Origin of the sequence: Paraburkholderia metrosideri, from assembly GCF_904848625.1 — a bacterium.
Taxonomy (GTDB): Bacteria; Pseudomonadota; Gammaproteobacteria; order Burkholderiales; family Burkholderiaceae; genus Paraburkholderia; species Paraburkholderia metrosideri.
The window spans coordinates 223,594-248,163 of record NZ_CAJHCP010000009.1 but is presented as its reverse complement, the minus strand read 5'-3'; the positions used below and the strand labels follow the sequence as shown (position 1 = coordinate 248,163).

The window sequence follows — 24,570 nt, the reverse complement described above, 5'->3', positions numbered from 1 at the left end:
CGATTCGTCGATCATGAGCGGCTCAACGAGGAGCAATCATGTTCGATACCAAAGTGGCCCTGATCGTGCGGGACGATCTCGCGGTCTGGCAAAAACTCAATGTGGTCGCGTTTCTCGCGACAGGCGTCGCGGCTGCGATACCCGAAGCATTGGGCGAGCCTTATGAGGACGCGGCCAATCATCAATACGGCCGGATGCTTGGCCAACCCATGCTGGTATTTGCCGCCGATCTGCCCGGCCTGCAATCTGCGCATCGGCAAGCGCTAACGCGCGAACTCAAGATGGTGCCGTACGTGCATGCGATGTTTTCGACTGGACACGACGCCGCGAATCGCGAAGTGTTTCGCGCTGGCGATGCAGCGAATCTCGACCTCGTGGGCCTCGCGCTGCATGGGCCCAAAAAAGCCGTGGACAAGGCGGTGAAAGGCTTGTCTTTGCACGCATAAGCGGGGGGTGATCTCGCAGCGCGGAGGCGGTTTGCACACGGCTATCTGGAACAACGCGCATCGATCGCGGGCATGCGGCCGTCGAAGATGGTGTGAGTTTGCAGGCATTCACCCCAGCGGTTGATTTGCCGGTTGGCAATCCGTTTCACCTGGCTGTTTGCTGCACCCATCAACCTGCCGTCGCTGTCAGCCGTGACTATCGACCCACGCCCGACACCAGTCGAACCCGGCTATTCTTGCTTCTTCGTCGGACTCATAGGTACCGAGTACGCCTGAACCTTCGATAAGCTTGCCCGCGCGCATGATGGTTCCGCCAGCAGCATATCCGCCGTCCTGCAGGATGGCATGGCCCCAAACGGAATATCCCTTGTAGTTCTCCGACTCCACTTTCTGTCTCTGCGTTGAGCTGCATTGAACTGCTTCAGCTACTTTTAATGCGGTGAAACGCCGGCTTCACGAGTTCCAGTATCGGGTTCAACCTGCCCTGCTGCAACCTGTTAAGCGAAGCCCGCAACCAACCGAACCGACTCGTTGCCGGTCTACACACGAAGCACGTTCCCTTCCGGCGTAATCACCCTCGGAATATAGACAGACGGTGGAACGGATGGCTTCTTCGCTACAACGACAGGTGCCCGTTTGCCCGAGACCGATCGGGACACCGGATCGGCTACGCGCCGCGGCACAACCTTCCCCGCATTGCGGCTGGAGACGGTCGCACCGTGAGTCTTCGGTGCGCACTTGGTGGCCGCGGGGGCACCCATGCGAGCCTCAGGCGGATTCCATATTTCCACGTAGCGCTCCCCCGCCAACACCGATGATGCAATGGTCAGCAGGAATACCCCGGCGCCCAAAAATCGAAGCATCTCCCCTCCGTCTATCTGTTCGAGGTTATCCGTTTGCGTCTATGGACGACATGACCTTGCCGTACCGATGCACGAACCGTCGCAGCCGTCGCAGTAATGCCGGTCGCGCACCGAGCGGTCGGCGCGCCAGGCACCCGTTGCGGCCGGCGCCGCAGTGCCCACCGAGTACCCGTTTTCGCATGCGTAAAACGTCGGCTCGCCGGCTTCTGCACGACGCATGGCCTCGTTAATCTCCTGCTCGCCAAACGCCAATTTCATTCCGGCAACGAACGCCGCTGTCTCCGGCATCGGGTGACTGACAGGCTTTCGCACACGCATGTCCATCAAATGGCACTCCAGAAAAAGTGCGGGTTCGGTGTTCCAACCTCTCGTACGAGATACTGTACATCCATACAGTAATTTGCGCAAACAGGACTTTCGGCTCCGCGCGGAGATTGTCGCGCAAGCCCAACGCGCCCGGATAGTTGCCCTGCAGCGTACTGACAGTTAACAAGATATTTTCAAAAGTTTCGGTTAGAAAATCGAATGTAATCTTTCGCACTACCGAAACGGTATATATATAATCTGGCCTTCCGTCTCACAAACGCGTATATATTTTAATCTATATGCGTTGATATTGCATTATCAAATCATTGAAAAATTTCCCGCATCACCTGCGCTTGTGCAATCCGATAAATAAAATATCGCCAAAATCATACCTTGAATTCAGTGGAAAATAATCGGCTATGCGGCAATTAAATTAAATGACACGGCTATCTTTCCATCGAGCATTTTCCACCTTCGTGTGTGCGTCGCTTTTGCTTTACTCGCGATTGTCAATGGCCTCCGTCACAATGAATTTCGCGAATACGGATATCACGCAGGTCGCACACGCAATCGGAGCCGCCACGGGTAAAACCATCATCGTCGACCCCAGAGTAAAGGGCTACCTTAATCTGACTTCTGAAAACCCCGTAACTGAAGAGGTGGCCATCAAGACGCTGCAATCGGCATTGCGAATGCAGGGTTTTTCGTTATTACAAGATCACGGAGTGATCAAGATTGTGCCGGAAGCTGACGCAAAGCTACAAGGCGTGTCAACGTATGTGGGCAATGAACCCATTGCCAGAGGCGATCAGATCGTCACGCAAGTGTTTCATTTGCGCAGAGAATCTGTTAACAGCGTGGTACCGATTCTGCGTCCATTAATCTCGCCCAACAATACCGTCAACGCATATCCAGGCAATAACACGATTGTGGTCACCGACTATGCCGACAATATCAAGCGAATCGCAGCGGTTATCGCCGGTATCGACGCCGCATCGGAACCCCATCTCGACGTGGTACAACTCAACTTCGCCGATGCCGCCGCTCTTGTTCCCCAGCTTCAGAAGCTGCTCGACATCGGCGCGATTGGCGAATCGGATGCGACGCAGAAAGTCACCGTGACAGCGGATCCCCGTACCAATTCGATCGTGCTTCGCTCGAGTGAGCCGGCCCGTTTGAATGAGGCAGAAGCGCTCGTTATCAAACTCGATACACCGGCTCGAACGCCCGGGAATATTCATATTGTTTCCCTGCGAAATGCCGACGCTGCCGACCTGGCAAAGACTCTCCGCAAGATATTGGGGTTGTCAACCTCGGCAGATTCGAAAGACAGCAGTACACAAACCAAAGGCAACGGTCAAAGTTCGTCCAGGCTTTCGGATAGCGACGGCTCACTGCCTCCGTTACCCAGTTCCAGCGGCGGAACATCGAGCAGCACAAGCACTTCATCGACCGCATCCGCAGCAGCTTCACCTCTGACAGGCAACGCCACAGGAAACACTGCATCTAGCTCCGGCGACGAAGAAGGGGATAAAGCGAGCGGCGAAGTCGTAGCCGACGTTTCGACCAATTCATTGATCATTACCGCTTCGGAACCCGTATTCAGGAATCTCAGCACGGTGATTGCCCGCCTAGATCAACGCAAGGTTCAGGTCTACATCGAATCGCTGATCATGGAAGTGTCGTCCGATAAAACCGGGCAGTTCGGTATTCAATGGCTGACCACCGCGGGCCTCGCGACCCTTGCCGAATCGACGACCAATGTCGGCATAGTCGCGGGCTTTGGAAATATTCTGGGCACCAAAGGTCTGTTTCAGGCCTTACAGACAAATTCCGACGTCAACATTTTGTCCACACCGAGTCTGGTTACACTCGACAACCACGAAGCTCGAATACTGGTTGGAACCAACATTCCAATTGAAACCGGCACGTATTCAACCGCCAGTACGAGTTCTTCGTCTGCCTCCGCATTCAATACTTATGATCGCCAGGACGTCGGGATCATGCTGGATGTGAAGCCGCAGATCAATCAGGGCGGAACGATCAAATTACAGCTCTACCAGGAAGACTCGAGCGTCATAAGCGGATCGGCCGACAACGCTGGTGGATCCAGTATTAACAAGCGCTCACTGCAGTCCACGATCCTCGCCGACGATGGGCAAATCGTGGTGCTGGGTGGGTTGATAAGCGACTCCTATACCAACACGAATAGCCGGTTACCTTGGGTCTCGAAGATACCGTTGTTGGGATATTTATTCAGGAATGAAACGAAGAGCAGAGAAAAGACGAACCTACTGGTCTTTTTGCGACCGGTGATCGTCAAAGACGCGGCCACGTTGAAGACTATCTCATCGGACAGATACGGATATATCCGCGGTAAATCACTCGACTATAAAACCGACAACTGGACGGAAAAGGACAACACACTTCCCGTTCCGCCGCCAGAAGAAAATAGGAATCCGCGAGATGGCGCGGCGAACGTGTTCGACCTGACGCATATCGAGCATAAGGTCGATAACAATGCGCAGTAACCGTTGCAGCGCCCGATTTAATCCGGGCGCCGCATACCTCAGTGCAATGGTATTAGCTCAATGTGCGGCTAGTAATTCGCCCACATACTGCTTCCACTCTTCCGGATGCGTCTGCGTCTGATGCCCATATGAATGCTCTGTTTCCGGCACTTCGACGAACCGTCCACGCGCGACGGTTGGGATCAGACGCTGCATCACGCCCAGATCGACGGCGTTGAGCAGATCGTCGTTAAAGTTGACGGCCAGCACGCGCGCGCGAATCTTGTTCAACTGCGCCGTGGGATTGTAGTCATAGGACGAATCGAACCAGTACAGCACGTCGTTAGCGTCACTCTTGCGAGCCTGTTCGATCAGGTTGTCATAGAGATCGGTCGCCGTCCTGCGATCCGGCGCCTGCGCCTGCAGACGAGCCGGGTTGCCAGTCAGCACCGCGAAGATCGGCATCACGCGAAGCCATTGGGTCGGCTCAGTCGTGTAGTCGCCGTTGTGCCAGTCGGGATCGTTGCGGATCGCCCCGATCACCATCTGGCGCCACAGCCAGTTGCGCCCGGCAATGGCAATCGGCTGGCTCACTACGGGCATCAGCGCGTCCGCCATGTCCGGATAGCGTTCGCCCCACATCCAGGTTTGCATGCCACCCATCGACACGCCGAGCACCAGCCGCAGATGCGTCACGTGCAACCCGTCGACCAGCAATTGGTGGTTAGCCTCCACGACATCGCTATAGCCATAGCGCGGGAAACGCGTGCGCAAGCCATCGCTCGGCTTGCTGGAGCCGCCGCGGCCGAGGCCATCGGGGATCACGATGAAATAGCGTTGCGCGTCCAGCGGCTGGCCCGACGCGTATAGCTCGCGCCGCATTAGCGGCGTCAGGAATTCCTGGCTGCTGGCGGTCGTGCCATGCATCAGCAATATCGCATTGTCGATACGGCCATGCGCATCGCGATGCGGCGTACCGATCGTCACGTAGTGAATTCGAACCTCTGGCAATACCGTGCCATCGGAAAACTGGAAGTCGTGCGCAACGAAGTCAGCCGATTGTTCCGGTGCAGCCGGCTGCGTGACATCGCTTGCGTACGCAGCGTCGATGCCGGCACTCGCCGCGATGCATAGACTGAAAGCCGCCTTCAGCAATCTGGATTTAAACATGTTCCTTTCTGGGCTCATGGGGGGACGTCATCAAGAGAACGCGCATGTTAAGTGAAACCGCTCGCACGCTGCAGTGAACATGGCAAGACGGTTGCGGCGCTGCGCTATATCGAGGTCCGCACGTGCAGACCCGTCACACAAAAAAAAGCGCGGCCAGGGCTCGCCTGGTCGCGCAAGGAAATGACAGCCGGCCCGCGCCGCAAACAATGCGGTGTGATTAGCGCATGAACAGCGTCTGATCGAGGTTAGCGGGAGCCGACCTTAAACACGGATACCACATCACGCAGCCCCTGGGCCTGACTCGCCATCGAGTGCGCGGCCGCCGAAGCTTCTTCGACGAGTGCCGCGTTTTGCTGGGTCACCTGGTCCATCTGGTTGACTGCGGTGTTGACCTGGCCGATACCCGTGCTTTGCTCCTCTGACGCCGAGGCGATTTCCTGCAGAATGTCGTTCACCCGTTTGACCGCGCCGACGATTTCTTCGATCGTTCCGCCCGCCTCCTGGACGAGTTTCGAACCCGTATCGACCCGCGCAACCGCTTCGCCGATCAGCCCGCGAATTTCGCCCGCAGCCGTCGCCACACGTTGAGCCAGTACCCGCACTTCCGACGCCACCACCGCGAAGCCCCGTCCCTGCTCGCCCGCGCGCGCGGCTTCGACGGCCGCATTCAGCGCGAGAATATTGGTTTGGAACGCAATGCCTTCAATCACGCTGATGATCTCTGCCATGTTGGCGGAGCTTGCCGAAATTTCATTCATCGTGCCGACCACTCGACCGACCACGTCGCCGCCCCGCTGCGCCGTCTCTGACGCGGTACCGGCAAGCAACGTCGCCTGCTTCGCATTGTCCGCATTCTGGCGAACGGTCGCGGTCAGTTGTTCCATGCTGGAAGCCGTTTCCTCGAGCGATGCAGCCTGCTCCTCGGTACGCTGCGACAGATCGGTATTGCCAGCGGCAATCTCCTGCGCAGCCGTATTGATGTTGCCGGCGTTCTCGCGCACCACACTGATGGTCTCGATCAGCTTGCCTTGCATGGTGTGCAATCCGCGCATCAACTGGCCCATCTCGTCCTGCGAGCGTACTTCGACCCGCGTGGTCAAATCGCCGTCGGCGATTGCCTGGAAATGCGTGAGCGCCTCCTGAAGCGGCCGACCTATCGCGCGTTGCAGCGAGCGCCACGCGAGCGCAGCAGCGGCCAGTGCGAACGCGATTCCCGCCAGCGCAATGCCAACGAACCACTGAAAACGCAACTGCGCAGTCTGGTACGTTTCACGCGCCACTTTCGCCTGTTTCGCCAGAAGCGCGTCGATGCTGCCGGTCACGTCGATATATTGCGCGGACGATGCATTGAGCACGGTCTCCCTGATCCGGTTCGCGTCGCCACTGCTGATCGCCTGAAAAATCGGATCGAGGCCCACTGTGACGAGGTTTTCGAGTTTTTGCGTGACCTCGTTGGCCTGGCGTTCTTCGTCGGCGTCTGCGGATGGCAACGCACGATAAGCGGCCCAGCTTTTCTTCGACCGATCGAGCAGCACTCTGGCGTTCTGAGCGTATTGGGGAACGGTGGCAGCACTCGGGTCGATGGCAATACGGAACAGCCATAGACGCGTTCTCGCCAGCGCCACGCTGGCGTCACCCAGTGCGACCGACGAACCAAGCTGGTTCGAATAAAGGCTCTTGACGTTGTCGTTACTCATCAACACGCCGCCGATGCCCATTGCCCCGCCGATAATCAGCAGTAAACCCAGAAAGCTCATTGCCAACGCAAGGCGGGCGCGAATCGTAATGTTCTTGAACATGATGTCAGGAAAGATTGATCCCCGTCGACGTCCCATGGACACTGGAATCTTGTAACGGGCAGGAAGGCTGCCGGGAGAGAGATCCGTCAGCGCCAGCGATATGTCTCCGTGCTGGTTTACGGCTTATCGGGGATAAAACTTGAGCCTGCTGTGACCGGTTCTGTACGTCCTCTATCTGTACAACGCAGCGACAAGCGGGCAAACCGTCATTCAACGTCCTATACAATCCATCCCATCATCAAAGAGCCACTTCGAACACCCGCCAATTCAATGGAGGTACGACGTGAAATACCGCCTGCTCTTGCTGCCGCTTGCTCTCGCCGCCTGTGCGCAAGCACCCGAAACGACAAGCCCGGCCCCTGCGACGACCACGACGTCGGCCGCCCCGACGAGCACCGCGCCAGCCACGGGAAGCAGCAGCCTCGTCCAGTACCACTGGCAACTCACTAACGCGACCGACAGTAACGGCAAACGTATCGACGCGTTGTTTGTCCGCGAAGACAAACCTGTGCAACTCGATTTCAGCCCGGACCGGCTGAACGTCATCAACAGTTGCAATAGCATGGGCGCCGGCTACACCATCAGGAAAGGCCAGCTGCAAGTTGGCTCGATGGTGAGCACGATGATGGCCTGCCACGACCCTGCGCTGGCCGCGCTCGACAGTGCCATCTCGCAGCGCCTGCAAGGCAATCTCGGCGTCAGTATGCTGGCCGGCGGCAATGCCCCGCACCTTCAGTTAGTCGCCGCAAACGGCGACACGTTGAACTTCACCGGCATGGCGACGGCTCAAACGCGCTTTGGAGGTCCCGGCGAAACAACCTTCCTTGAAGTGGCCGCGCAAACCGTGCCGTGCAATCATCCATTGATCCCCGACAAGCAGTGCCTGCAGGTGCGCGAAATTCATTACGACGAGCAGGGCCTGCTGACTGGTACGCCAGGCGCATGGCAGCCGCTGAATCAGGATATCGAGGGCTATACGCATACACCGGGCATCCGCAACGTGCTGCGCGTAAAGCGCTTCACCGTCAGGAACGCGCCGGCGGATGGACCGTCCACCGCTTATGTGCTCGACCTCGTGGTTGAATCGCAGAAGATCCAGCAGTGATTGGATGAGCGTGGTGTAAGGGCAAGTGCGGCGCGTGAAACGTGAATGCGCGCCGCCCAAGGCTCGCCTGGTTGCGATCCAGACGCATCGGCCTTACGCCGTACCCTGCGCCGCCTGAATCATCTTCCAGCCGTTGCCTGCAGGGTCACGGAAACCCGCGTCGATGCTGCCGAAGCGTTCGATCGGCTCCTGCGTGAACTCCACTCCGCTGGCCTTCAAACGCGCATAGCTGGCGCGACAGTCGGACACCGACAGAACGAGCGGCGGCATCGCGCCTTTAGCGACCATTGCACGGAGGGTTTGCGCGGTGGCGTCGTCGTGGATCGGCGGCCCCGGGGTGAACAGGCCGAGCTGGAACGAAGGCTGATCCGGATGCTGGACCGTCAGCCAACGGTAGGAACCGTTGCGCACATCCGTATGGATGCGAAATCCAAGTTTGTCGACGTAAAACGCGAGGGCTTCGTCCTGGTTGTCGACATATAAGCCCACCACGCTAATTCCCTGATTCATGACACTTCCTCCCTGGTTGATGGCGGCAATGTATCTTGCGCCACCCGGCGCCGCTTCTCCAAAACTGCGATCGTAAGATCGGGACGCTGTGCGGCCTTCAGCAGACAGGCAGGTACGCGGTCGAGCTGCTGCATGCCGGCCCGCGCTTCGCGGCGCATCGCGCTGGGGCTTCGACCGGTGATGTCGTGAAAGATGCGGCCAAACGTGCCCAGACTCTCCCAGCCGGTGGCGAACGCGATGTCCGTGATGCTGAGTTCGGTGTCGCGCAGCAGCGTATTGGCCTGCTCGATACGCCGCGTCAGCAGGTAGCGATGCGGCGGTACGCCGAAGGCCCGCTTGAACGATCGGGCGAAATGGGCCCCGGAGACGCCACTGACCGCCGCCAGCCGTTCGACCGGCCACGTCTCATGCGACGCAGCGTCCATACGGTCTTTGGCCCGTAGCAGGCGGCGCAGCAGGACCGGATCGAGCAATTGATCGATATCAAGCGATGAATCTGACTCCGCTGGCGGTTTGGCGGTATGGCGTTCGCGAGGGCGCATGAATTCTGGGGATGCGTAAGGTATGGGCGTAGTTCAGGCTGCATGCAGCCAGTCGAATCGAGACCACGGAGCCGCTGCGACGAGACTAGCGGTAGTTGACGAAGTTGATGATGTCATTGAGGAATCTGATTGGGCTTCTACAAACAACGCCCTGATTTTCATATAAATCCTTTGCAATCAATGTATTGCGCTGTTCACCACCGCATCAGACGTCAAGTAGTATGACGACATTGGCGTCTCGAAGGCGCGGCACGATTCGTTGCCAGAGTTCGTTGAAGTTCGACCATAATGGCAAAAACTTCGCCGGAGTTTATTCGCTTATGAAATCCCGTTGCCTTGCAACAGTTCTACCACTTCTGGCCGTTCTCGCCACCGGCTGCACAACGACTGCGTCGAGCAATCAGCAGGCGACCGCTACAAGCACCTACCTCCTGCACGCTCCCGAGCGCTCACCGTATGCCGATGCCGCGTCAAGACCACCGAGACTCACCGTCGGCACCAGCTACTCAGACACGCAACTCATTCTGCCCTGGTTCCTCAACGACTTGATCGACTTCGTGAACTACCGCTAGTCTCGTCGGTGTAGTCGGAATCGTTAGTCGGGCGGGGGACCGGCCGTCAGCGATAGGCTCTTACCGTCAACTTCATTCCCCTGCGCTATCCGATTTCGGATACACACTAGCCCGGTAAAGGATGATGCGCCACAAGTCGCAAAGCCGACGCGATCCAGTACGAAAACTCGCCCTGTCCGCATTCGATTTATGCGACCGGCAGTTGGGTCAACTGGACACGTTGATCACACTTGCGTCATCAATAGTTAGAAATCCTGCGTTCACGCACGATGAAAGAAAACGTCGTCAGACGTTGCTTGAGTTGCTGGGGACACGGCCGAGCAGTATCAGCTGGAACTCGAGTGCGACCGCGAGTTGTTCCAGGTGATTGCACTTGACGTGAAGGGCATCCCGCGCAGCCGTCTCACGGCGCAGCAGGCGGCGAACTTGCTGGCCGATGCATCGAAGATAGCGAAAGCGCCCATCGAGGCAGCCAATGCTTCGCCCAACAAAAAGCCGTCCACGAAACGCGCGATCAAGCTGCCCTCCGCGCCCGTGCAACAACCCTCTACCGCGCCGCGCTAAGCGATCCAATGCGACGCGTGCCGACACGCGCGGAGGCCCGTCACATATCTGAATGACGATCCCAGCGGTGACGCCGTTGCATAAGACGAACACCCAGGTTGAACTTGGCACTCCGTCGTCGGGCACTCGCCGGCCCAAGAAGAGAGGTCACCCATGCGTGGTTAGGAACCGTCGAGCGGCAACCTACTTCCATTGCTTCAGGCCGGAGTCTCCCTTACAGCGCTCGACTGGAATCAGCTTTCCGCTATGGATACGGGTAATTCGGTGGTCTGCGTTGTTCGTGTCGACAGTGAGGCAACCGCACGAGCGTCCCTCATCAGTCGCAGGCATGTATTGGTCGAAGCCAGGAGGCGCGTCATTGGCCGCCGTGTTGTTGCCGATAATCTGCCAATCGCCGTCACGATCCAGAAGGTCCAGCCCGTGTGTGCCGCCGTTCTCGATCCAGCCGCAACGGGTTTCTGCATGGGCGGACATGGAAACAGTGAAGCCTGCAACTAGCGCAGCAACGATGGTCAATCGTTTCATTTGTATTACCCGTGGTTAGTTTGTTTTGACGCGTGCCGATACCGCAGACGTGATAACGGCCGCGACGGCGAATTCGTTAGGACGCTCATGATGCCAGAGGGGACGTTATGAGCATGTACAAACACGCCGTCTCTACCCGGGGAGGGTTGGAGTCAATGCCATCGTCGCTGGCAGCACTTCCAAAAGGCGCGATGCCTTTTGTCTTTTCGGAGTCGCGGGATATAAGTCGAGTCGGGGGATATGGGACGATCAACAGCGGCTTACGCAGCGACTCGAGTGTCGCCGGCTCAATGGGGGCGCCGGCAGATGGCTCGATTCCGGAACGACCAGGAATCGATATCTTTGCACACGTTGCCGATTTTCAGTCATCGGCGCCTGGCGGGTCTGTCCGCCGTTGGCCGTTAACGACGTTATCGACAGTGACGCCGCTCGTAGAGCGACCATTCGCCCTCCTGCATCACCAGCGCAACATCGCACTCGTTGTTGGCGAAGAAATTGACCGGCAACGGCCCGATCTTGTGAACGAAAAAATAGCGATACTGACGCCCGTTATCTTTCTGCCATTCAAAACTCCCCGGATCATGTTCGAGTGCGGGGGGTTGAATGGGCATCATCCCCGGCCTGAAGCGCACGATCTGCGGCACGAAGGTCGCAAAGTTCAGATCGACAAAGCCGTGTTGCTCCGCCTGGTACCACAGCGACTGGTGTGCGTACGCGGCTGTGCTTTTGAATGCGGGGCTGGCGCGATCGAAGATGAGACTCAGCGCGCGTTGGCCTGGCTCGGTTTGCGCCAGCAGATTATCCAGCGGAGCGTTCTCGACAGCGAAACGATGCAAACGGATCGTCTGGTCGGTGAAGAAGATCCAGCATCCGGCGACAATCACAGCTTGCACGCCGAAGCCACGAAGCTTGTCCAGACTCGAACCTGACGACGCACGGCGAATACCGCTCGCGGAGCTCTGCGGCGCGCAGAACATCAGCGCATACGCTGGCAGCAGAAACACCGCAAACCGGTGATACAGGTACGCCGTCTTGAGCGCTGTGCCGGGCACCAGAAACCAGACAAACGTCACGGCAAGCATCGGCACGATCACCGAGCGATCCGGATTGATACGGTTGCGCCACAGCCACGGCGCAGCGAACATGACAGCGACGAGCGGCAGATAGCCGGCCGCCCCCTTGTTCATCCCCCACACATAGACCGGCAGCGCAAGCAGACGCTGCCAGTCAAAACCCCATTTGAATACGTCGATTCCGGGGACCGTCTGCCCAAGCAGTGGATCGGTCGCGTGACTCCACCATGCATAAGCGACGCATAGCACGCCAAGCGGCACAAATGGCGCGAGTGCGAATACCTTGCGCGTTAGCGGCTTCTGTTTGAAAAGTACAAAGCCGACGCCTATTGCGTTGGCGAACAGAAACACGAGTCCGTGACAGAAGAACAGCGCCGTGCCCGCGAGCAATATGCCCACGCCCTTTCTGACTGACGTGGCCGTCGCGTACGCATGGGTGAGCCAGATAAACAGAATGCCCAACGGCGCCGCGACCAGAAACGTGTAAAACCCCCACACGAATGCGAACCCGAAGAAGCCGGGCAGGAAAAGCCAGTCGAGCCGCGCGTCGCCGTGCAGATAACGGCGAAAGCCGACGCACGACGCTACGAACACGAAGTATGCGAGTGTCAGCATGCCCTTGAGCGCCGCGCCAATCGGCATCAGATAAGTAAACGGTAACGCCAGGCCGTACCCGACGAGATACGGCGTGAGTAAATTGATCTGCACGAGGCTTTGCCACGGCGACGTATGTTCAAGCAGATCTCGCAACAACATCACCTGCCCCGCGTGTTGCGGCACATCGACTAGCGGCGGGCGTGGTGCGATCCAGAACAATGCTCCGCCATACAGCACGGTGGCAATGAAAAGCACGCGCGGCAGAATCGCGGCAAGTCCGCTGGCGCGAGGCCGCGCACGCCCAGATGCGGGCTCGACGTTTGCGCGCGTCGATGCAGAACGATCGGCGGGCATGTTCATAGCGTTCGCTCGATGATGAAACGGGGACGCTGCTTGGTCTCGGCGTACGTCTTAGAGATATAGCCGCCGATGACACCGAGGAACAGCAATTGAATCCCGCCGAGGAAGTACATCGGAATGACCGTCGACGCCCAACCGGGCACGGTAAGGTCGGTAAAGAGACGCGCAAATGCCGCCCAGGCGCCGAAGCACAGCGAGCCGAACGCGAGCAAGGCCCCAATGCGCGTGCTCCATTGCAAGGGCACAGCGGAGAACGACGTGATGCCATCGAAAGCGAAAGCAAGCATTTTGCCGAGCGGATACTTGCTTTCGCCCGCAAAACGGGGGGCGCGCTCGTATTCGACGACCGCTGTCTTGAACCCCAGCAACGGAATGATGCCGCGAAGAAAAAGATTCACTTCCTGAAACTGCCGCAACGCTTCTACCGTCTTACGGCTCATCAGGCGAAAATCCGCGTGACCCGGCTGGATATCGACACCGAATGTCCCAAGCAGCTTGTAGTAGTTGCGCGCAGTGAAGCGCTTGAAGAAAGTGTCCGTATCACGTTTGTGACGCACACCGAAGACGATTTCCGCACCTAGCCGATATTGCGCGAGCATGCGCGGAATGGCTTCGACATCGTCCTGAAGGTCCGCATCGAGACTGACGATCACGTCGCCTTGCACCGTCAGCAGCCCTGCAAGCAGCGCATTCTGATGGCCCCGATTGCGGGAGAGTTTGATCCCGCCGTAGCGGGCATTCGTTGCATGGAGCGCTTCAATGATCGACCAGGTGTGGTCACGGGAACCATCATCGACAAAAACGATCCGGCTTTCGTCGCTTACCTCGCCCGCCTTGATCAATCGGTCCAGAAGCGCAAAAAGCCTTGTACTCGTTTCCGGAAGAACTTCCTCTTCGTTGTAGCACGGCACGACCAGATTCAATGTCGTCGCAAGCAGCTCTCCATTTCTGAAGAGGTCTTTATCCAGAGTCAGGCTCTCAACGTATTCGGACATTAATACGCGCCTCCGATGACATGCGAACGGTATCCGGCAGACAGATTTACCGTTCAATTTCACGCACGAGTCATAGTCGCCGACACGGCGGGTCAACGCAGATACTAGTTCAAAAAAAACGCGATGACTTCATCTGTCTGAAAATCACTAAAACAACGGGAAATATACCGAATCAAATTGCACGATTCGGAATACGAACATAAGGTTTATTCTCTACCTATCCTCTCTATGAACAGCACCTGATAGGCGGCCAATTGACGAAGAATGTTCTCGCAATTCCCGTATGATGGTGTTTTCTTTGCAATAGACAGCAGGCAAATCAGTACCTGAATCAGCACACCGGATTGTTTCCAAACGTCTTTGCAGCCGATGATTTATGGGAGAGATCCAGTCACATGGACAAAGCAGAATTCGACAGCTTCGCTGACGAGTACCTTTCGCTGCATGCCCGCAACATCTCGGCGTCAGGAGAAGGCCCCGAATTTTTTGCCGAGTACAAGATTCGCGATATCGTCGAAGAGATGACGCGCCGTCACGCGCTGCCCGCACGAATGCTCGATTTCGGTTCGGGCGTAGGCACGTCGATCCCTTGGGTGAAACGTTATTTGCCGACTGCACAACTCACTTGCGCAGATGTATCGGAGCGTTCACTGGAAGTCGCGCAAAAGCGCTTTCCTGAATCGTCGCGCTTTGTTCACTTCGACGGCCACACGCTGCCTTTCGAGCAGGGTGAATTCAATCTCGCCTATGCAATGTGTGTGTTCCACCATATCGACCATGCCGAGCATGGTCATTTGTTGCGCGAACTCAAACGCGTTGTGGGTCCCAAGGGCACGTTGGTCATCTTCGAGCACAATCCGCTGAATCCGCTAACCGTCCGGGCGGTCAATACCTGTGAGTTCGATGTGAACGCCAGACTGATCACCGCGCGAAACATGAAGCAGGCATGCGTCGACGCGGGCTTTTCCAATGTCGACGTGCGTTTCCGCATTTTCTTTCCGCATCGGCTCGCCAGACTCCGTCCGCTCGAAAAATATCTGACCCGTGTTCCACTCGGCGCTCAATATGCCGTCTATGCGAGCGGCACATGAAGGCGGCCATTCAATGACCGATTTGCGCACAACCGCACCGCGTACCGAATCTCTTCATCAGTTCATCAAGTATCTGCTGGTTGGCGGTCTCAATACGGCGGTCTCGGCCGCCATCATTTTCATCGTGCAGGCGGCGGGAGCGCGTCCGGTCGTCGCGAACATAGCCGGATATGCATTCGGTGTGGGATTGAGCTTCGCGCTCAACAGCAAGTTCACGTTCAGGACAGAGGCCACGCGGCACACAGCCATGCGCTTTCTGGTCGTCGTGCTGATCTCGTATCTGGCCAATCTCGCGACCATGCTCTCGGTGTTGCACGTCACGCACGCGCCCTACGTGGCGCAGCTTTGCGGCATTCCCGTGTATGTGATCGTGGGTTTTGTCGGCAACAAGTATTGGGCAATGCGTGAGCGTGACCGTCGCGCACAGAACTCGCCGTCCCGCTAGAGCAGCCCTAGGTCTCGAACCATTACAATGGCTGCACAAGACCTGTGACTCCCCAGGAGACAAATCCACGTGACCGACATTCAACCCACAGAACCCGAACTTCTCGAACTCCGCAAGAGCATCGACAACATTGACGCAGCGATGGTGCATCTGCTTGCGGAACGTTTCCGTTGCACCGCGCGCGTGGGGGCGCTAAAAGCGCGCTACAAACTCGCGCCGACTGACCCCGCCCGCGAACAGGCCCAGGTTCAACGCCTTCGCAACCTGGCTGAGGCCGCGGGACTCGACCCGGAGTTTGCACAAGCGTACCTTGCGTTCGTAATACGCGAGGTGATTCACCACCATGAAGAAGCCCAACGGGAAATATCGAACTGAGTGCGCTGCTTCGATACTAATGAGCGATCAAAGAGATTGGCAAAACAATAGTCAGGCGGAGAAAAACATGAAAATCGAAGGGCAATGCCATTGCGGTGCAATTGAATACGAGGCAACTGTCGACCCCCAAAAAGCCAGCCTTTGTCATTGCACCGATTGCCAGACTCTTTCTGGCGCACCATTTCGTGCGAGTGTTCCCGCGCTAGCCGAAGACTTTCGGATTGTGCGCGGCGAGCCCAAGATTTACATCAAGACAGCGGCATCCGGCGCGAGACGCGCTCAGGCATTTTGCCCCGAATGCGGCACGCCAATTTACGCATCTGCGGCCGACCATCCCACTCAATACAACCTGCGGCTTGGCGCCATCACTCAACGTGCTGAGATTCCCGCACTCAAGCAGAGTTGGTGCAACTCGGCGCTGAGCTGGGCCCAAAACGTGGAGCCGCTACCGAAATTGTCGTAACGCAAAAGCGCTCGAACAATTACCCCTCGTTCGTACAAAGTGGGCCTCTGCCTGACTCAGCATAAACAAATACAGGCAAGAGGCCCACCGGCATCGATCCAATCAACGCCTCTCAGGCACTAGCAGTACGCGCCCACCTACTGCCCCGCCAGCCCTCCCAGGTGCTGCGCAAAGAAGTCCTCCATCGCTTCATAAAATTCGATCTGGTTCTCTTCGTTGCGAAAGCCGTGTCCTTCATTCTCTTTAAGCATGTATTTGACATCGACCCCGCGCGCCCGCAATGCCTCGACGATCTGATCGCTTTCCGCCTGCTTGACGCGCGGGTCATTAGCGCCTTGTGCCACCAGTAGCGGCGTCACAATCCGGTCGACGAAGAACAGCGGCGACGCGTCGTGCAGCGCCTGCTTGCCTTCTTCGGTCTGCGGGTTGCCGATCATCTCGTACATCATGTCGAGCATCGGCTTCCAGTAAGGCGGCATCGATTCGAGCAACGTGAAGAGATTCGACACACCGACATAATCGACCGCAGCCGCATAGCGTTCCGGCGTAAACGCAACGCCCGCGAGCGTCGCATAACCACCGTAACTTGCTCCGTAGATCCCCACACGCGCCGGATCGACGATCCCTCGCGACACGAGCCAATCGACACTGTCGTCGATATCGTTCTGCATCGTGCGGCCCCATTGCCCAAAGCTCGCTTCCCAGAACGCGCGTCCATAACCGGTCGAACCGCGGAAATTGACCTGTAGCACCGCATAGCCCCGGTTCGCGAGCAGTTGCGCTTCGACATTGAAGCCCCAGTGGTCGCGTGCCCACGGACCGCCGTGCGGATTCACGACCAGCGGCAACGGCTTGTCGAATGTCTGCCCCGGCTCGAACCCCGCGGGCAACGTCAAATAGCCGTTGAGCTGCAAGCCGTCGCGCGCCTCGAATTGAATCGGCGACATCGGCACCATATCGGCGGGGTCGAGCCAGGGCATCATCTCCGCGAGTTGTGCAAGATGCCGGCTCGCGATGTCGTAAAGCCACACCGAGCCAGCGGACCGATCGCTCGCGGCACGCACGATTGCGCGCGATTCGTCGCGCGTGATGCTCACGATGTTGACTTCCTGGTCGGGCAGCTGCCGCTCAAGGTCGGCAATCACATCTCGCGCCCAGTCGTCGAAGAAATGGCGATGCACGCGGTCATCGATATAAGTCGCGGCAGTCAGCACGCGCCGATGTTCCGAGTACGCAAGGCCGCCCACATCGACATGCGATGTCTCGAACAACAACGCGCCTTCTTGGCCGGTCTGCGGATCGAATTCGAACAGTGCGGCTTTGTCGCGGTTCCGGTTCGACAGAACGTATAGCCGCTTGTTGTCGAACGTGAAGAACATCGGCGAAACGGACTCGCGGAAATTGGTGGTCAGAATGGCGCGGAAAGGCTCGGTTTCCACGTCGCGATAGAGCAACGTCGTGTTCACCCCATCCGAAGCGACCGCGACGCGCAAGTGCCCTTCGTGGTCCGTCATCCAGCCCATCACATTGCCAGGATTCTCGGCGATTGGCGTCAGGTCGCCGGTCACGACATCGACACGAAACACGTCGAAGACCTGGGGATCGCGCCGGTTCATCTGGATCAGCACATGGCGGTCATCGTCCCTGAGGTCGTCGACAATGCTGGCCTTTACGCCGTCGAACGGCGTCAGGTCGCGCGGCTCGCCGCCTGCCAGCGGCACCGACAGCACATGGAAGTTCTCATCCCCGCCGAAGTCTTTGACAAACAGAATGTGGTCGTTGCCCTTCCATGCATGACCGGGTACATCGCGTTCTGTTTCATCGGTCAAAGGACGCGCCTCGCCGAGCGGCGTGCCGCTGGCGTCGATTCCCTGCACGAAGATGTTCTGGCGACCGGAGCGCCGTGCGAGAAACGACAGATGCCGTCCGTCGGGCGCGAGGGTGAACCCATGCTTGTCCGGCCGGCGAAAGAAGTCTCGCGCCGCGTACTGTTTGACTATGCCGCCGTTGCCGTTACCCTTTTGCTGACCGTCAGTCGCCATGCATGCCTCCGTAAAAACTGCATTTGAACACGGGAGGCGATTTCTTGGGGCGTGAGGGATCAGAAGCCGTGCCGGACGGAAACCGTCGCGCCCGTACTGTGTGAGTGGAGTACCGCAATACGCGCAGTCGCGGAAAAGACCCAGCTATCGATGGACACGGACAGCCTTCGCTGCGGTTGCGCCCCGAGCGTCAAGGTCGTGTTCGGCAGATCGATCATCGAGATCAGCGGTGCCGACGAAGGACCCATACGAAGATAACCCTGCGCCGTGTGCGCAGCAGCGTCATTTGATCCCACGGTGCTTCCGGACGGGAGCTGGAAGTCATGGGTCACCTGTGCGCTGTAGAAGCCACCGATCTGCGCATAGAGTGGGTCCGCGTGAACGTCGGGTTGATACTCCATTGAATAACGCTGCAAATAGCGCTGCGGGTCCGGGATGGGCGGAATCACCTCCATCGGAGCAGGCGCAATGTTCGCGACCGTCATCGTGTCAGACGAGTCGACCACCAAGCCGTCCGCGAATGCAGAGCCGCTCAGCATCAGGAATATTGCGCCGACAACCTTTTCGTTCAGGCACGTCATACACATGCCTCCAATGAAAAAATTGGAACGTCCCACTACTGACCGTCGCGTCCAGACCGAACGCGCCTGACCAAACCGCGTTGCCCGCCTCCCTGCCACTTACTCATTGTAGTCAGTCATTTGCGTCCTGCTACTTGAATGTGACGGGCGCCGCCCATGCGAAGATGCTGGACGCATAGTGCTCGCGGGCCGCACAAGCGAAGCGGGACGGTCGACTTCGCGCGTTGCGTCATCTCGTGGCAATCGAGCGCAGGGCGTCGATCAATGGCACTATTGTCGGCACCCTGCTAGATTTCTACTCAGCCGAATCATTGATCGGGAGAGATCGATGGCCGACAGACCGACTTCCAGTACGTCCACAGTCCGCTCGCTGGTCCTGATTGCAGTCGTCGTGGTCGCACTGGTCGCGGCCTTCGCCTATACGGCCGGATGGCTTTCGCCCGGGCGCTTGACGCCGACACGGATCGTCAATGGTCTGGCGCCGCCCGGAGGCGCCGTGCCTGGCTTCCGGCGCAACCACGCCAAGGGCATCTGCTTTACTGGGAGCTTCGAGTCGAATGGCGCGGCGGCGGCCTTAACCACGGCGCCGATGCTCGCCGCTGGCTCGTTCCCGGTCACAGGGCGCTTCAATCTCGCCACCGCAAGCCCCCGTGCGCCAGACGCCACGGTCCGGGTACGCGGCCTCAGTCTGCGGATCGTCGCGCCAGGCGGCAGCGAATGGCGCACGGCGATGATCGACGCGCCGTTCTTCGCGGTCTCCACGCCTCAGGCGTTTTACGGTCTGCTCCAGGCCTCGGCCAACAAGAGCGACCCGGACGCGATGAAAAATTTTGCCGCTGCGCATCCGGAGTTCGGTAATTTTGTCGCGTGGGCAGGCAGTGCGCCGTGGATGAGTTCGTATGCGCAGGAGCGCTTCAACAGCCTGAACAGCTTCATCTTCACCAATGCGGCAGGCGAGGACCAGGCGGTGCGCTGGTCCTTCGTGCCGGCCGCACAGCCCGAACCCGTTCCCGTCGATCAGTTGAAGGCGCGCGGCGCCGACTTCCTCGCCACCGAGATCACGCAGCGGGTGCAAAGCGCGCCGCAGAAATGGACCCTGGTCGTCACGGTCGCCAATCCCGGCGACCCGACCGCGGACCCCAGCAAAGCGTGGCCAGACGATCGGCGCAAGGTCGAAGCGGGCACGCTGGTGGTCAACACGATCGAACCCGAAGCGGATGGTCCGTGCCGCGATATCAACTTCGATCCGACCGTGCTGCCAACAGGCATGCGCGTATCGGACGATCCGTTTCCCGCTGCGCGCTCGGCCGCGTACGCCGTCTCGTTCAACCGGCGGACCGCCGAGGACAAGGACTATCCGCGCCACCCGGCGGGAGGAGCCACGCCATGACCACGCCGATCCACGACCGCTTCACTCCGCTCCAGCGCGCGCTGCACTGGCTCATGGCGATCTGCATTCTGGCGATGCTGTTCATCGGTGTGGGCATGGTGTCGACGATTCGCCCGGACTATCTGACGCCGGTGTCGATTCACAAGCCGTTGGGGATCGTGATCCTCGTGCTGGCGCTGATCCGTCTGGTGGTCAGATTGACGCGCGGCGCGCCGCCATTGCCGGCATCGATGCCCGCGCCGATGAAGCTCGCCGCCTACCTGTCGCATCTCGCGTTCTATGCGCTGATGATCGCGCTGCCGTTGCTCGGCTGGGGGATGCTGTCGGCGGCAGACTATCCGGTCGTGGTGTTCGGCGTGCGGCTGCCGGCTATCCTGCCGCATAGCAACGGTTTGCACACGCTGCTGTGGAACGCGCATCGCACCCTTGCGCTGTGCTTCTTCGCGCTGATCGTGCTGCATCTGGCGGCGGCGCTGCTGCACGCGCTGGTCAGGCGTGACGGCGTGTTTCAGGCAATGGCCCCGTGGCGGGGCAATGCGAAACCTTGAAGTGCGATCAACTTAGATCGCGATGGTCGCCCGTTATATGCACAGGCAACCATCGCTACAACGGACATGAACGCCCAGGTCAGATCTCAGTGACGGCCTCGACGCTGCCTCACTGAGTACCGCCCGTCACGAACGCCAGGCAGGTCCATCCGGAAAGTCATACTGATCGAGCGACGCCGCATGCATTTCAATGCTGTACCCGGGCCGGTCAGGCGGCATATAGCGACCGTTGCGAATCACGACTGGATCGACAAAATGCTCATGCAGATGATCCACATATTCCAACACCCGGTTCTCCAGCGACGCCGACACGCAGATATAGTCGAACAGCGAAATATGCTGCACGTACTCACATAAACCCACACCACCCGCATGCGGGCAAACCGGCACACCGAATTTAGCGGCCATCAGCAGAACGACGATCACTTCATTCAAACCGCCGAGTCGACAGCTATCTATCTGACAGAAGTCGATTGCATTTGCCTGCAGCAACTGCTTGAACATCACGCGATTCTGGCAATGCTCGCCCGTCGCCACGCCGATCGGTTTGAGCCGCTGACGAATCGCCGCGTGGCCGAGAATGTCGTCGGGGCTGGTCGGCTCCTCGATCCACCACGGGTCGAATTCCGCCAGACGCCGCATATTCGTGACCGCTTCGTCGACATCCCACACCTGATTGGCGTCCATCATCAGCTTCAGGTTTTCGCCGATTTCCTCACGCAAAATGCGGGCGCGGCGCATATCTTCGTCGATATTGCCGCCCACCTTCTGCTTGAAATGCGTCCAGCCCTGCGCGACACCTTCACGCGCGAGCCGGCGAATCTTGTCGTCGTCGTAACCCAGCCAGCCGGCTGACGTCGTGTACGCCGGATAACCTTGCGCGCGCATTTCCTTCTCGCGTTCGCCGCGCGTTTTTGCATGCCGATGCAGCAGTGCAATCGCTTCTTGCGGCGTAATGGCATCGGTCACGTAACGGAAATCGAGGCAACGCACGAGTTCTTCCGGGCTCATGTCGACGAGCAGTTTCCACACCGGCTTGCCCACCGATTTCGCCCACAGGTCCCACGTCGCATTCACGACCGCAGCCGTCGCCAGATGAATCGCGCCTTTATCCGGGCCAATCCAGCGCAACTGGCTATCCGATGTGATCGTGCGCCAGAACGCGCCCATGTTGGCGGCGATATCCTCAAGCGTCATGCCGACGATCAGCGGAGCCAGTGCCTCTACCGCACTCACGCAAATCTCGTTGCCCCGTCCGATCGTGAACGTCAGGCCGTGGCCTGTGAGCGGGTGAGGCGAATCCGTTTCGAGCGTGACATAGGTCGCCGAGTAATCCGGCGCGGCGTTCATCGCATCGGAGCCGTCGAGTGAACGTGAAGTTGGAAAGCGGATGTCCCTGACGGACAGCTTGGTGATCGTGGTCATCTGCGCAGGCTCCTGGGCGATAACTATCGATTTCCGCCTGTCGGACCTGCAAAAGGCGGAGCGAATGGATGCACGGCAATTTCAATGTAAAGCTTGTTCGCCGTGAAACGAACGATAAAAAGAAAGAGGAAAGGCCGCGCCCGTCCTCTTTCGTCACGTCGTCACGCCGTCACGCCGTCACGCGTGAATGGCGAAAATCAGTCGTAGAGCACGGCCGCAATTTTCGGGTCGGTCATATTGGTCTTGTCGTACCAGAAGAAGCCCGTATCGATTTTCGGCGGCAACTTCTCGCCCTTCAACGCCTTGACCGCCGAGTCGACGGTGCACTTGCCGATACCGACCGGATTCTGCGTAATCGCGCCTAGCATCAACCCCGACGTGATGTCGGCTTTTTGCTCCTTGCCGGAGTCGAAGCCGATCAGCACGAGTTTCTTGCCCGACTCCTTCAAGCCGATCGCCGCGCCTTCCGCCGACCCTTCATTCGCGCCAAAAATGCCCTTCAGGTTGGGATTGGCCTGAATCATCGCCTTGGCAATTTCCGCCGACTTCAAATGGTCGCCCGCGCCGTACTGCACCGACACGATCTTGATGTTCGGATGCTTCGCCTTCATCTGATTCAGGAAGCCGTCGCGGCGATCCACGCCCGTACGGCTCGTCTGGTCATGCACGATCACGGCGACTTCACCAGAATTGCCGATTGCCTCGGCCATCTTGTCGGCAGCAAGTGCGGCGGCGGCAAGGTTATCCGTCGAGCAGGTGGTCAGCGGAATGTCGCTGTCCACCCCCGAGTCAAAAGCGATAACCGGGATTTTGGACGCCTGCGCACGCTTCAGAAGTGGAATAGCCGCCTTGCTGTCGAGCGCGGCAATGCCAAGCGCCTGCGGCTTCTTCGCGAGCGCCGCCGACAGCATGTCGATCTGCTTGTCGACCATCGCTTCGGTTTCGGGGCCCTCGAATGTGATCCTGACGTTGTGCTCCTTCGCCGACTGTTCCGCACCGGCTTTGACGGCCTGCCAGAACTGATGCTGGAAGCCTTTCGAGATCAGCGGAATATAGACATCGTCCGCGTGTGCAACATTCGCCCCGCCAACCAGCGCGCTAAAGCCGACCACGACACCGAATATTCTTCGATTCAACATGGGATTTCTCCTCCTAAGGTGGACCAGCAACCTTCAGTCGTTGTGGGAGCCTTTTCCTTTTCGTGTTTCTGCTCCCTTCTTTGAAATTGTCCGGCGCGACGTCAGCTCCTTCTGCGTCGCAAGATATCGGCGTAGACCGCGAGAATGATGATGAGACCCGTCACGACGATCTGCCATTCCTGCGCGACCGACATGATGCGCAGCCCGTTGGTCAGCACGCTCATGATGAACGCGCCGATGATCGTGCCCAGAATCGTGCCCGAACCGCCGCTCAGCGAAGTGCCGCCAATGACCACGGCAGCGATCGCTTCAAGCTCATAGCCCTGGCCAAGCGCTGGTTGGGCCGAGTTCAGCCGCGATGCGATCAGCAAACCGGCGATCCCGCAAATCGCGCCGCTCAGCCCGTAAATCGCGATCTTCCATCTATCGACATTCACGCCGGACAGACGCACCGCTTCTTCATTGCTGCCGAGTGCGAACGTATAGCGGCCAAGTGCCGTGCGATTGAGCGTGATCGAACTGACCACGGCGAGGAAGAACAGGATCAGTACCGCGTTCGGAATAGGCAGGCTCGGCAACACATAGCCGATCAACGAATCCTGCGAAATGCGGTAGAAGTTCTCGGTGTCGGTGAAATAGATCGGCTTGTCGGCTGAGACCACGAGCGAAAGACCTTTCAGCAACATCATCATGCCCAGTGTGGCGATGAACGGCGGTATTTTCATTTTCGCCGTGAGCGTGCCCGAAATGGTCCCGCAGATGCCGCCAGTGCCAATCGCCGCGAGCACGCCGATCCACATTGGCAGATGCCAGAACGTGAGGAATACACCGCAAATCACCGCGGTAAAAGTCATCAACGTACCGACCGACAAGTCGATACCCCCAGTGATGATCACGAACGTACAGGCAATCGCCAGCACGCCATTCACTGCGGTTGCTTGCAGAATGCCGAGCATGTTGTCCATCTGCATGAATGCAGGCGACGCGAAACTGAAAAAGATCAGCAGCAGGATCAGACTCGCGAACGCAAGCAGCTTTTGCAGAGCCGTCGGCGAGAAGACGCGGGCTCTGAAACCCGATACCCGTCCTTCCTTGCCAAGCGCCGAAGTATCCGAAGGCAGTGTCATATTGATC

24 protein-coding genes and 1 pseudogene are annotated in these 24,570 nt (G+C 58.5%); 11 read left to right on the top strand and 14 right to left on the bottom strand.

Translation table 11 applies throughout. From position 1 onward, the window contains the following. The first annotated feature begins 38 nt into the window (after positions 1-38). Positions 39-446, top strand: coding sequence for a DUF2000 domain-containing protein (locus tag LMG28727_RS21610; RefSeq protein ID WP_201644338.1), 408 nt, complete (start codon positions 39-41; stop codon positions 444-446). A 186-nt stretch (positions 447-632) separates the two neighbouring features. Here LMG28727_RS21610 and LMG28727_RS34260 read toward each other — a convergent pair whose 3' ends face one another. Next, positions 633-833 (bottom strand): hypothetical protein, encoded by a 201-nt coding sequence (locus LMG28727_RS34260; protein WP_236592190.1) that lies wholly within the window; start codon positions 831-833, stop codon positions 633-635. Positions 834-1,348: 515 nt separating this feature from the next. Next, positions 1,349-1,633: a hypothetical protein gene (locus LMG28727_RS34255; protein ID WP_236592188.1), complete on the bottom strand. Its 285-nt coding sequence runs from the start codon at positions 1,631-1,633 to the stop codon at positions 1,349-1,351. A gap of 494 nt (positions 1,634-2,127) precedes the next feature. Here LMG28727_RS34255 and LMG28727_RS21605 point away from each other — a divergent pair, with 494 nt between their 5' ends. Further along, complete coding sequence (locus LMG28727_RS21605; RefSeq protein WP_201644337.1) at positions 2,128-4,146, top strand: secretin N-terminal domain-containing protein; 2,019 nt, start codon at positions 2,128-2,130, stop codon at positions 4,144-4,146. Positions 4,147-4,203: 57 nt separating this feature from the next. Here the strand turns inward: LMG28727_RS21605 and LMG28727_RS21600 are convergent, their stop codons facing one another. Together LMG28727_RS21600 and LMG28727_RS21595 are read right to left on the bottom strand one after the other, a co-directional pair. Further along, complete coding sequence (locus LMG28727_RS21600; protein ID WP_201644336.1) at positions 4,204-5,295, bottom strand: alpha/beta fold hydrolase; 1,092 nt, start codon at positions 5,293-5,295, stop codon at positions 4,204-4,206. Between the two features lie 245 nt (positions 5,296-5,540). Then, on the bottom strand, positions 5,541-7,094 hold the full coding sequence (locus LMG28727_RS21595) for a methyl-accepting chemotaxis protein (protein ID WP_201644335.1): 1,554 nt from the start codon (positions 7,092-7,094) through the stop codon (positions 5,541-5,543). 283 nt (positions 7,095-7,377) lie between these two features. Here LMG28727_RS21595 and LMG28727_RS21590 point away from each other — a divergent pair, with 283 nt between their 5' ends. Next, complete coding sequence (locus LMG28727_RS21590) at positions 7,378-8,199, top strand: META and DUF4377 domain-containing protein (RefSeq protein ID WP_201644334.1); 822 nt, start codon at positions 7,378-7,380, stop codon at positions 8,197-8,199. A gap of 93 nt (positions 8,200-8,292) precedes the next feature. Here the strand turns inward: LMG28727_RS21590 and LMG28727_RS21585 are convergent, their stop codons facing one another. Then, positions 8,293-8,709, bottom strand: a complete 417-nt coding sequence (locus LMG28727_RS21585) for a VOC family protein (protein ID WP_201644333.1) — start codon at positions 8,707-8,709, stop codon at positions 8,293-8,295. Then, positions 8,706-9,251: a helix-turn-helix domain-containing protein gene (locus LMG28727_RS21580; RefSeq protein ID WP_201644332.1), complete on the bottom strand. Its 546-nt coding sequence runs from the start codon at positions 9,249-9,251 to the stop codon at positions 8,706-8,708. Before LMG28727_RS21580 ends, LMG28727_RS21585 begins: the two co-directional genes overlap by 4 nt. A gap of 272 nt (positions 9,252-9,523) precedes the next feature. On the opposite strand from LMG28727_RS21580, the gene LMG28727_RS21575 reads away from it, so the two are divergent. Together LMG28727_RS21575 and LMG28727_RS21570 are read left to right on the top strand one after the other, a co-directional pair. Continuing rightward, complete coding sequence (locus LMG28727_RS21575; protein ID WP_236592186.1) at positions 9,524-9,823, top strand: hypothetical protein; 300 nt, start codon at positions 9,524-9,526, stop codon at positions 9,821-9,823. 99 nt (positions 9,824-9,922) lie between these two features. After that, a pseudogene (locus tag LMG28727_RS21570) lies at positions 9,923-10,387 on the top strand (hypothetical protein). Between the two features lie 183 nt (positions 10,388-10,570). On the opposite strand, the gene LMG28727_RS21565 reads toward LMG28727_RS21570, so the two are convergent. The 3 genes from LMG28727_RS21565 to LMG28727_RS21555 all read right to left on the bottom strand — a co-directional run bounded on the left by LMG28727_RS21565 (position 10,571) and on the right by LMG28727_RS21555 (position 13,937). Continuing rightward, on the bottom strand, positions 10,571-10,912 hold the full coding sequence (locus LMG28727_RS21565; RefSeq protein WP_201644331.1) for a DUF4087 domain-containing protein: 342 nt from the start codon (positions 10,910-10,912) through the stop codon (positions 10,571-10,573). A gap of 410 nt (positions 10,913-11,322) precedes the next feature. Continuing rightward, a complete protein-coding gene (locus LMG28727_RS21560; RefSeq protein ID WP_201644330.1) occupies positions 11,323-12,942 on the bottom strand; it encodes a hypothetical protein in 1,620 nt (539 codons plus the stop codon). Further along, positions 12,939-13,937, bottom strand: coding sequence for a glycosyltransferase family 2 protein (locus LMG28727_RS21555; protein ID WP_201644329.1), 999 nt, complete (start codon positions 13,935-13,937; stop codon positions 12,939-12,941). Before LMG28727_RS21555 ends, LMG28727_RS21560 begins: the two co-directional genes overlap by 4 nt. Positions 13,938-14,332: 395 nt before the next feature. On the opposite strand from LMG28727_RS21555, the gene LMG28727_RS21550 reads away from it, so the two are divergent. From LMG28727_RS21550 to LMG28727_RS21535, 4 genes are all read left to right on the top strand, one after another. After that, the gene (locus LMG28727_RS21550) at positions 14,333-15,028 is read left to right on the top strand and encodes a class I SAM-dependent methyltransferase (RefSeq protein ID WP_201644328.1); all 696 of its coding nucleotides are present in this window, start codon (positions 14,333-14,335) and stop codon (positions 15,026-15,028) included. A 13-nt stretch (positions 15,029-15,041) separates the two neighbouring features. Beyond that, the gene (locus LMG28727_RS21545) at positions 15,042-15,473 is read left to right on the top strand and encodes a GtrA family protein (RefSeq protein WP_201644327.1); all 432 of its coding nucleotides are present in this window, start codon (positions 15,042-15,044) and stop codon (positions 15,471-15,473) included. A 69-nt stretch (positions 15,474-15,542) separates the two neighbouring features. Further along, complete coding sequence (locus tag LMG28727_RS21540) at positions 15,543-15,848, top strand: chorismate mutase (protein WP_236592183.1); 306 nt, start codon at positions 15,543-15,545, stop codon at positions 15,846-15,848. Positions 15,849-15,867: 19 nt separating this feature from the next. After that, the gene (locus LMG28727_RS21535; protein WP_236592181.1) at positions 15,868-16,311 is read left to right on the top strand and encodes a GFA family protein; all 444 of its coding nucleotides are present in this window, start codon (positions 15,868-15,870) and stop codon (positions 16,309-16,311) included. Between the two features lie 137 nt (positions 16,312-16,448). On the opposite strand, the gene LMG28727_RS21530 is transcribed toward LMG28727_RS21535, so the two are convergent. Further along, positions 16,449-18,353, bottom strand: a complete 1,905-nt coding sequence (locus tag LMG28727_RS21530; protein WP_201644326.1) for a S9 family peptidase — start codon at positions 18,351-18,353, stop codon at positions 16,449-16,451. Between the two features lie 59 nt (positions 18,354-18,412). After that, complete coding sequence (locus LMG28727_RS21525; protein WP_201644325.1) at positions 18,413-18,934, bottom strand: hypothetical protein; 522 nt, start codon at positions 18,932-18,934, stop codon at positions 18,413-18,415. Between the two features lie 328 nt (positions 18,935-19,262). Between LMG28727_RS21525 and LMG28727_RS21520 the strand changes: the two genes are divergently transcribed. Both LMG28727_RS21520 and LMG28727_RS21515 read left to right on the top strand, forming a co-directional pair. After that, entirely contained in the window at positions 19,263-20,324 is a 1,062-nt protein-coding gene (locus LMG28727_RS21520) for a catalase family peroxidase (RefSeq protein ID WP_201644324.1), read from the top strand. Continuing rightward, a complete protein-coding gene (locus LMG28727_RS21515; RefSeq protein WP_201644323.1) occupies positions 20,321-20,872 on the top strand; it encodes a cytochrome b in 552 nt (183 codons plus the stop codon). Before LMG28727_RS21520 ends, LMG28727_RS21515 begins: the two co-directional genes overlap by 4 nt. 126 nt (positions 20,873-20,998) lie before the next feature. Here the strand turns inward: LMG28727_RS21515 and LMG28727_RS21510 are convergent, their stop codons facing one another. From LMG28727_RS21510 to LMG28727_RS21500, 3 genes are all read right to left on the bottom strand, one after another. Continuing rightward, positions 20,999-22,297, bottom strand: a complete 1,299-nt coding sequence (locus tag LMG28727_RS21510; RefSeq protein WP_201644322.1) for an L-fuconate dehydratase — start codon at positions 22,295-22,297, stop codon at positions 20,999-21,001. A 197-nt stretch (positions 22,298-22,494) separates the two neighbouring features. Continuing rightward, positions 22,495-23,436, bottom strand: coding sequence for an ABC transporter substrate-binding protein (locus LMG28727_RS21505; protein WP_201644321.1), 942 nt, complete (start codon positions 23,434-23,436; stop codon positions 22,495-22,497). Positions 23,437-23,537: 101 nt separating this feature from the next. Then, complete coding sequence (locus LMG28727_RS21500) at positions 23,538-24,563, bottom strand: ABC transporter permease (RefSeq protein WP_201644320.1); 1,026 nt, start codon at positions 24,561-24,563, stop codon at positions 23,538-23,540. Between the last annotated feature and the right edge of the window lie 7 nt (positions 24,564-24,570).

Coding starts and splice junctions, on each gene's coding strand:
- LMG28727_RS21500 (WP_201644320.1), bottom strand. CDS start 24,563: ATGACACTGCCTTCGGATACTTCGGCGCTTGGCAAGGAAGGACGGGTA.
- LMG28727_RS21555 (WP_201644329.1), bottom strand. CDS start 13,937: ATGTCCGAATACGTTGAGAGCCTGACTCTGGATAAAGACCTCTTCAGA.
- LMG28727_RS21515 (WP_201644323.1), top strand. CDS start 20,321: ATGACCACGCCGATCCACGACCGCTTCACTCCGCTCCAGCGCGCGCTG.
- LMG28727_RS21545 (WP_201644327.1), top strand. CDS start 15,042: ATGACCGATTTGCGCACAACCGCACCGCGTACCGAATCTCTTCATCAG.
- LMG28727_RS21580 (WP_201644332.1), bottom strand. CDS start 9,251: ATGCGCCCTCGCGAACGCCATACCGCCAAACCGCCAGCGGAGTCAGAT.
- LMG28727_RS21605 (WP_201644337.1), top strand. CDS start 2,128: ATGGCCTCCGTCACAATGAATTTCGCGAATACGGATATCACGCAGGTC.
- LMG28727_RS21595 (WP_201644335.1), bottom strand. CDS start 7,094: ATGTTCAAGAACATTACGATTCGCGCCCGCCTTGCGTTGGCAATGAGC.
- LMG28727_RS21600 (WP_201644336.1), bottom strand. CDS start 5,295: ATGTTTAAATCCAGATTGCTGAAGGCGGCTTTCAGTCTATGCATCGCG.
- LMG28727_RS21525 (WP_201644325.1), bottom strand. CDS start 18,934: ATGACGTGCCTGAACGAAAAGGTTGTCGGCGCAATATTCCTGATGCTG.
- LMG28727_RS21610 (WP_201644338.1), top strand. CDS start 39: ATGTTCGATACCAAAGTGGCCCTGATCGTGCGGGACGATCTCGCGGTC.
- LMG28727_RS21560 (WP_201644330.1), bottom strand. CDS start 12,942: ATGAACATGCCCGCCGATCGTTCTGCATCGACGCGCGCAAACGTCGAG.
- LMG28727_RS21565 (WP_201644331.1), bottom strand. CDS start 10,912: ATGAAACGATTGACCATCGTTGCTGCGCTAGTTGCAGGCTTCACTGTT.
- LMG28727_RS21585 (WP_201644333.1), bottom strand. CDS start 8,709: ATGAATCAGGGAATTAGCGTGGTGGGCTTATATGTCGACAACCAGGAC.
- LMG28727_RS21530 (WP_201644326.1), bottom strand. CDS start 18,353: ATGGCGACTGACGGTCAGCAAAAGGGTAACGGCAACGGCGGCATAGTC.
- LMG28727_RS21520 (WP_201644324.1), top strand. CDS start 19,263: ATGGCCGACAGACCGACTTCCAGTACGTCCACAGTCCGCTCGCTGGTC.
- LMG28727_RS21510 (WP_201644322.1), bottom strand. CDS start 22,297: ATGACCACGATCACCAAGCTGTCCGTCAGGGACATCCGCTTTCCAACT.
- LMG28727_RS34255 (WP_236592188.1), bottom strand. CDS start 1,633: ATGGACATGCGTGTGCGAAAGCCTGTCAGTCACCCGATGCCGGAGACA.
- LMG28727_RS21535 (WP_236592181.1), top strand. CDS start 15,868: ATGAGCGATCAAAGAGATTGGCAAAACAATAGTCAGGCGGAGAAAAAC.
- LMG28727_RS21505 (WP_201644321.1), bottom strand. CDS start 23,436: ATGTTGAATCGAAGAATATTCGGTGTCGTGGTCGGCTTTAGCGCGCTG.
- LMG28727_RS21550 (WP_201644328.1), top strand. CDS start 14,333: ATGGACAAAGCAGAATTCGACAGCTTCGCTGACGAGTACCTTTCGCTG.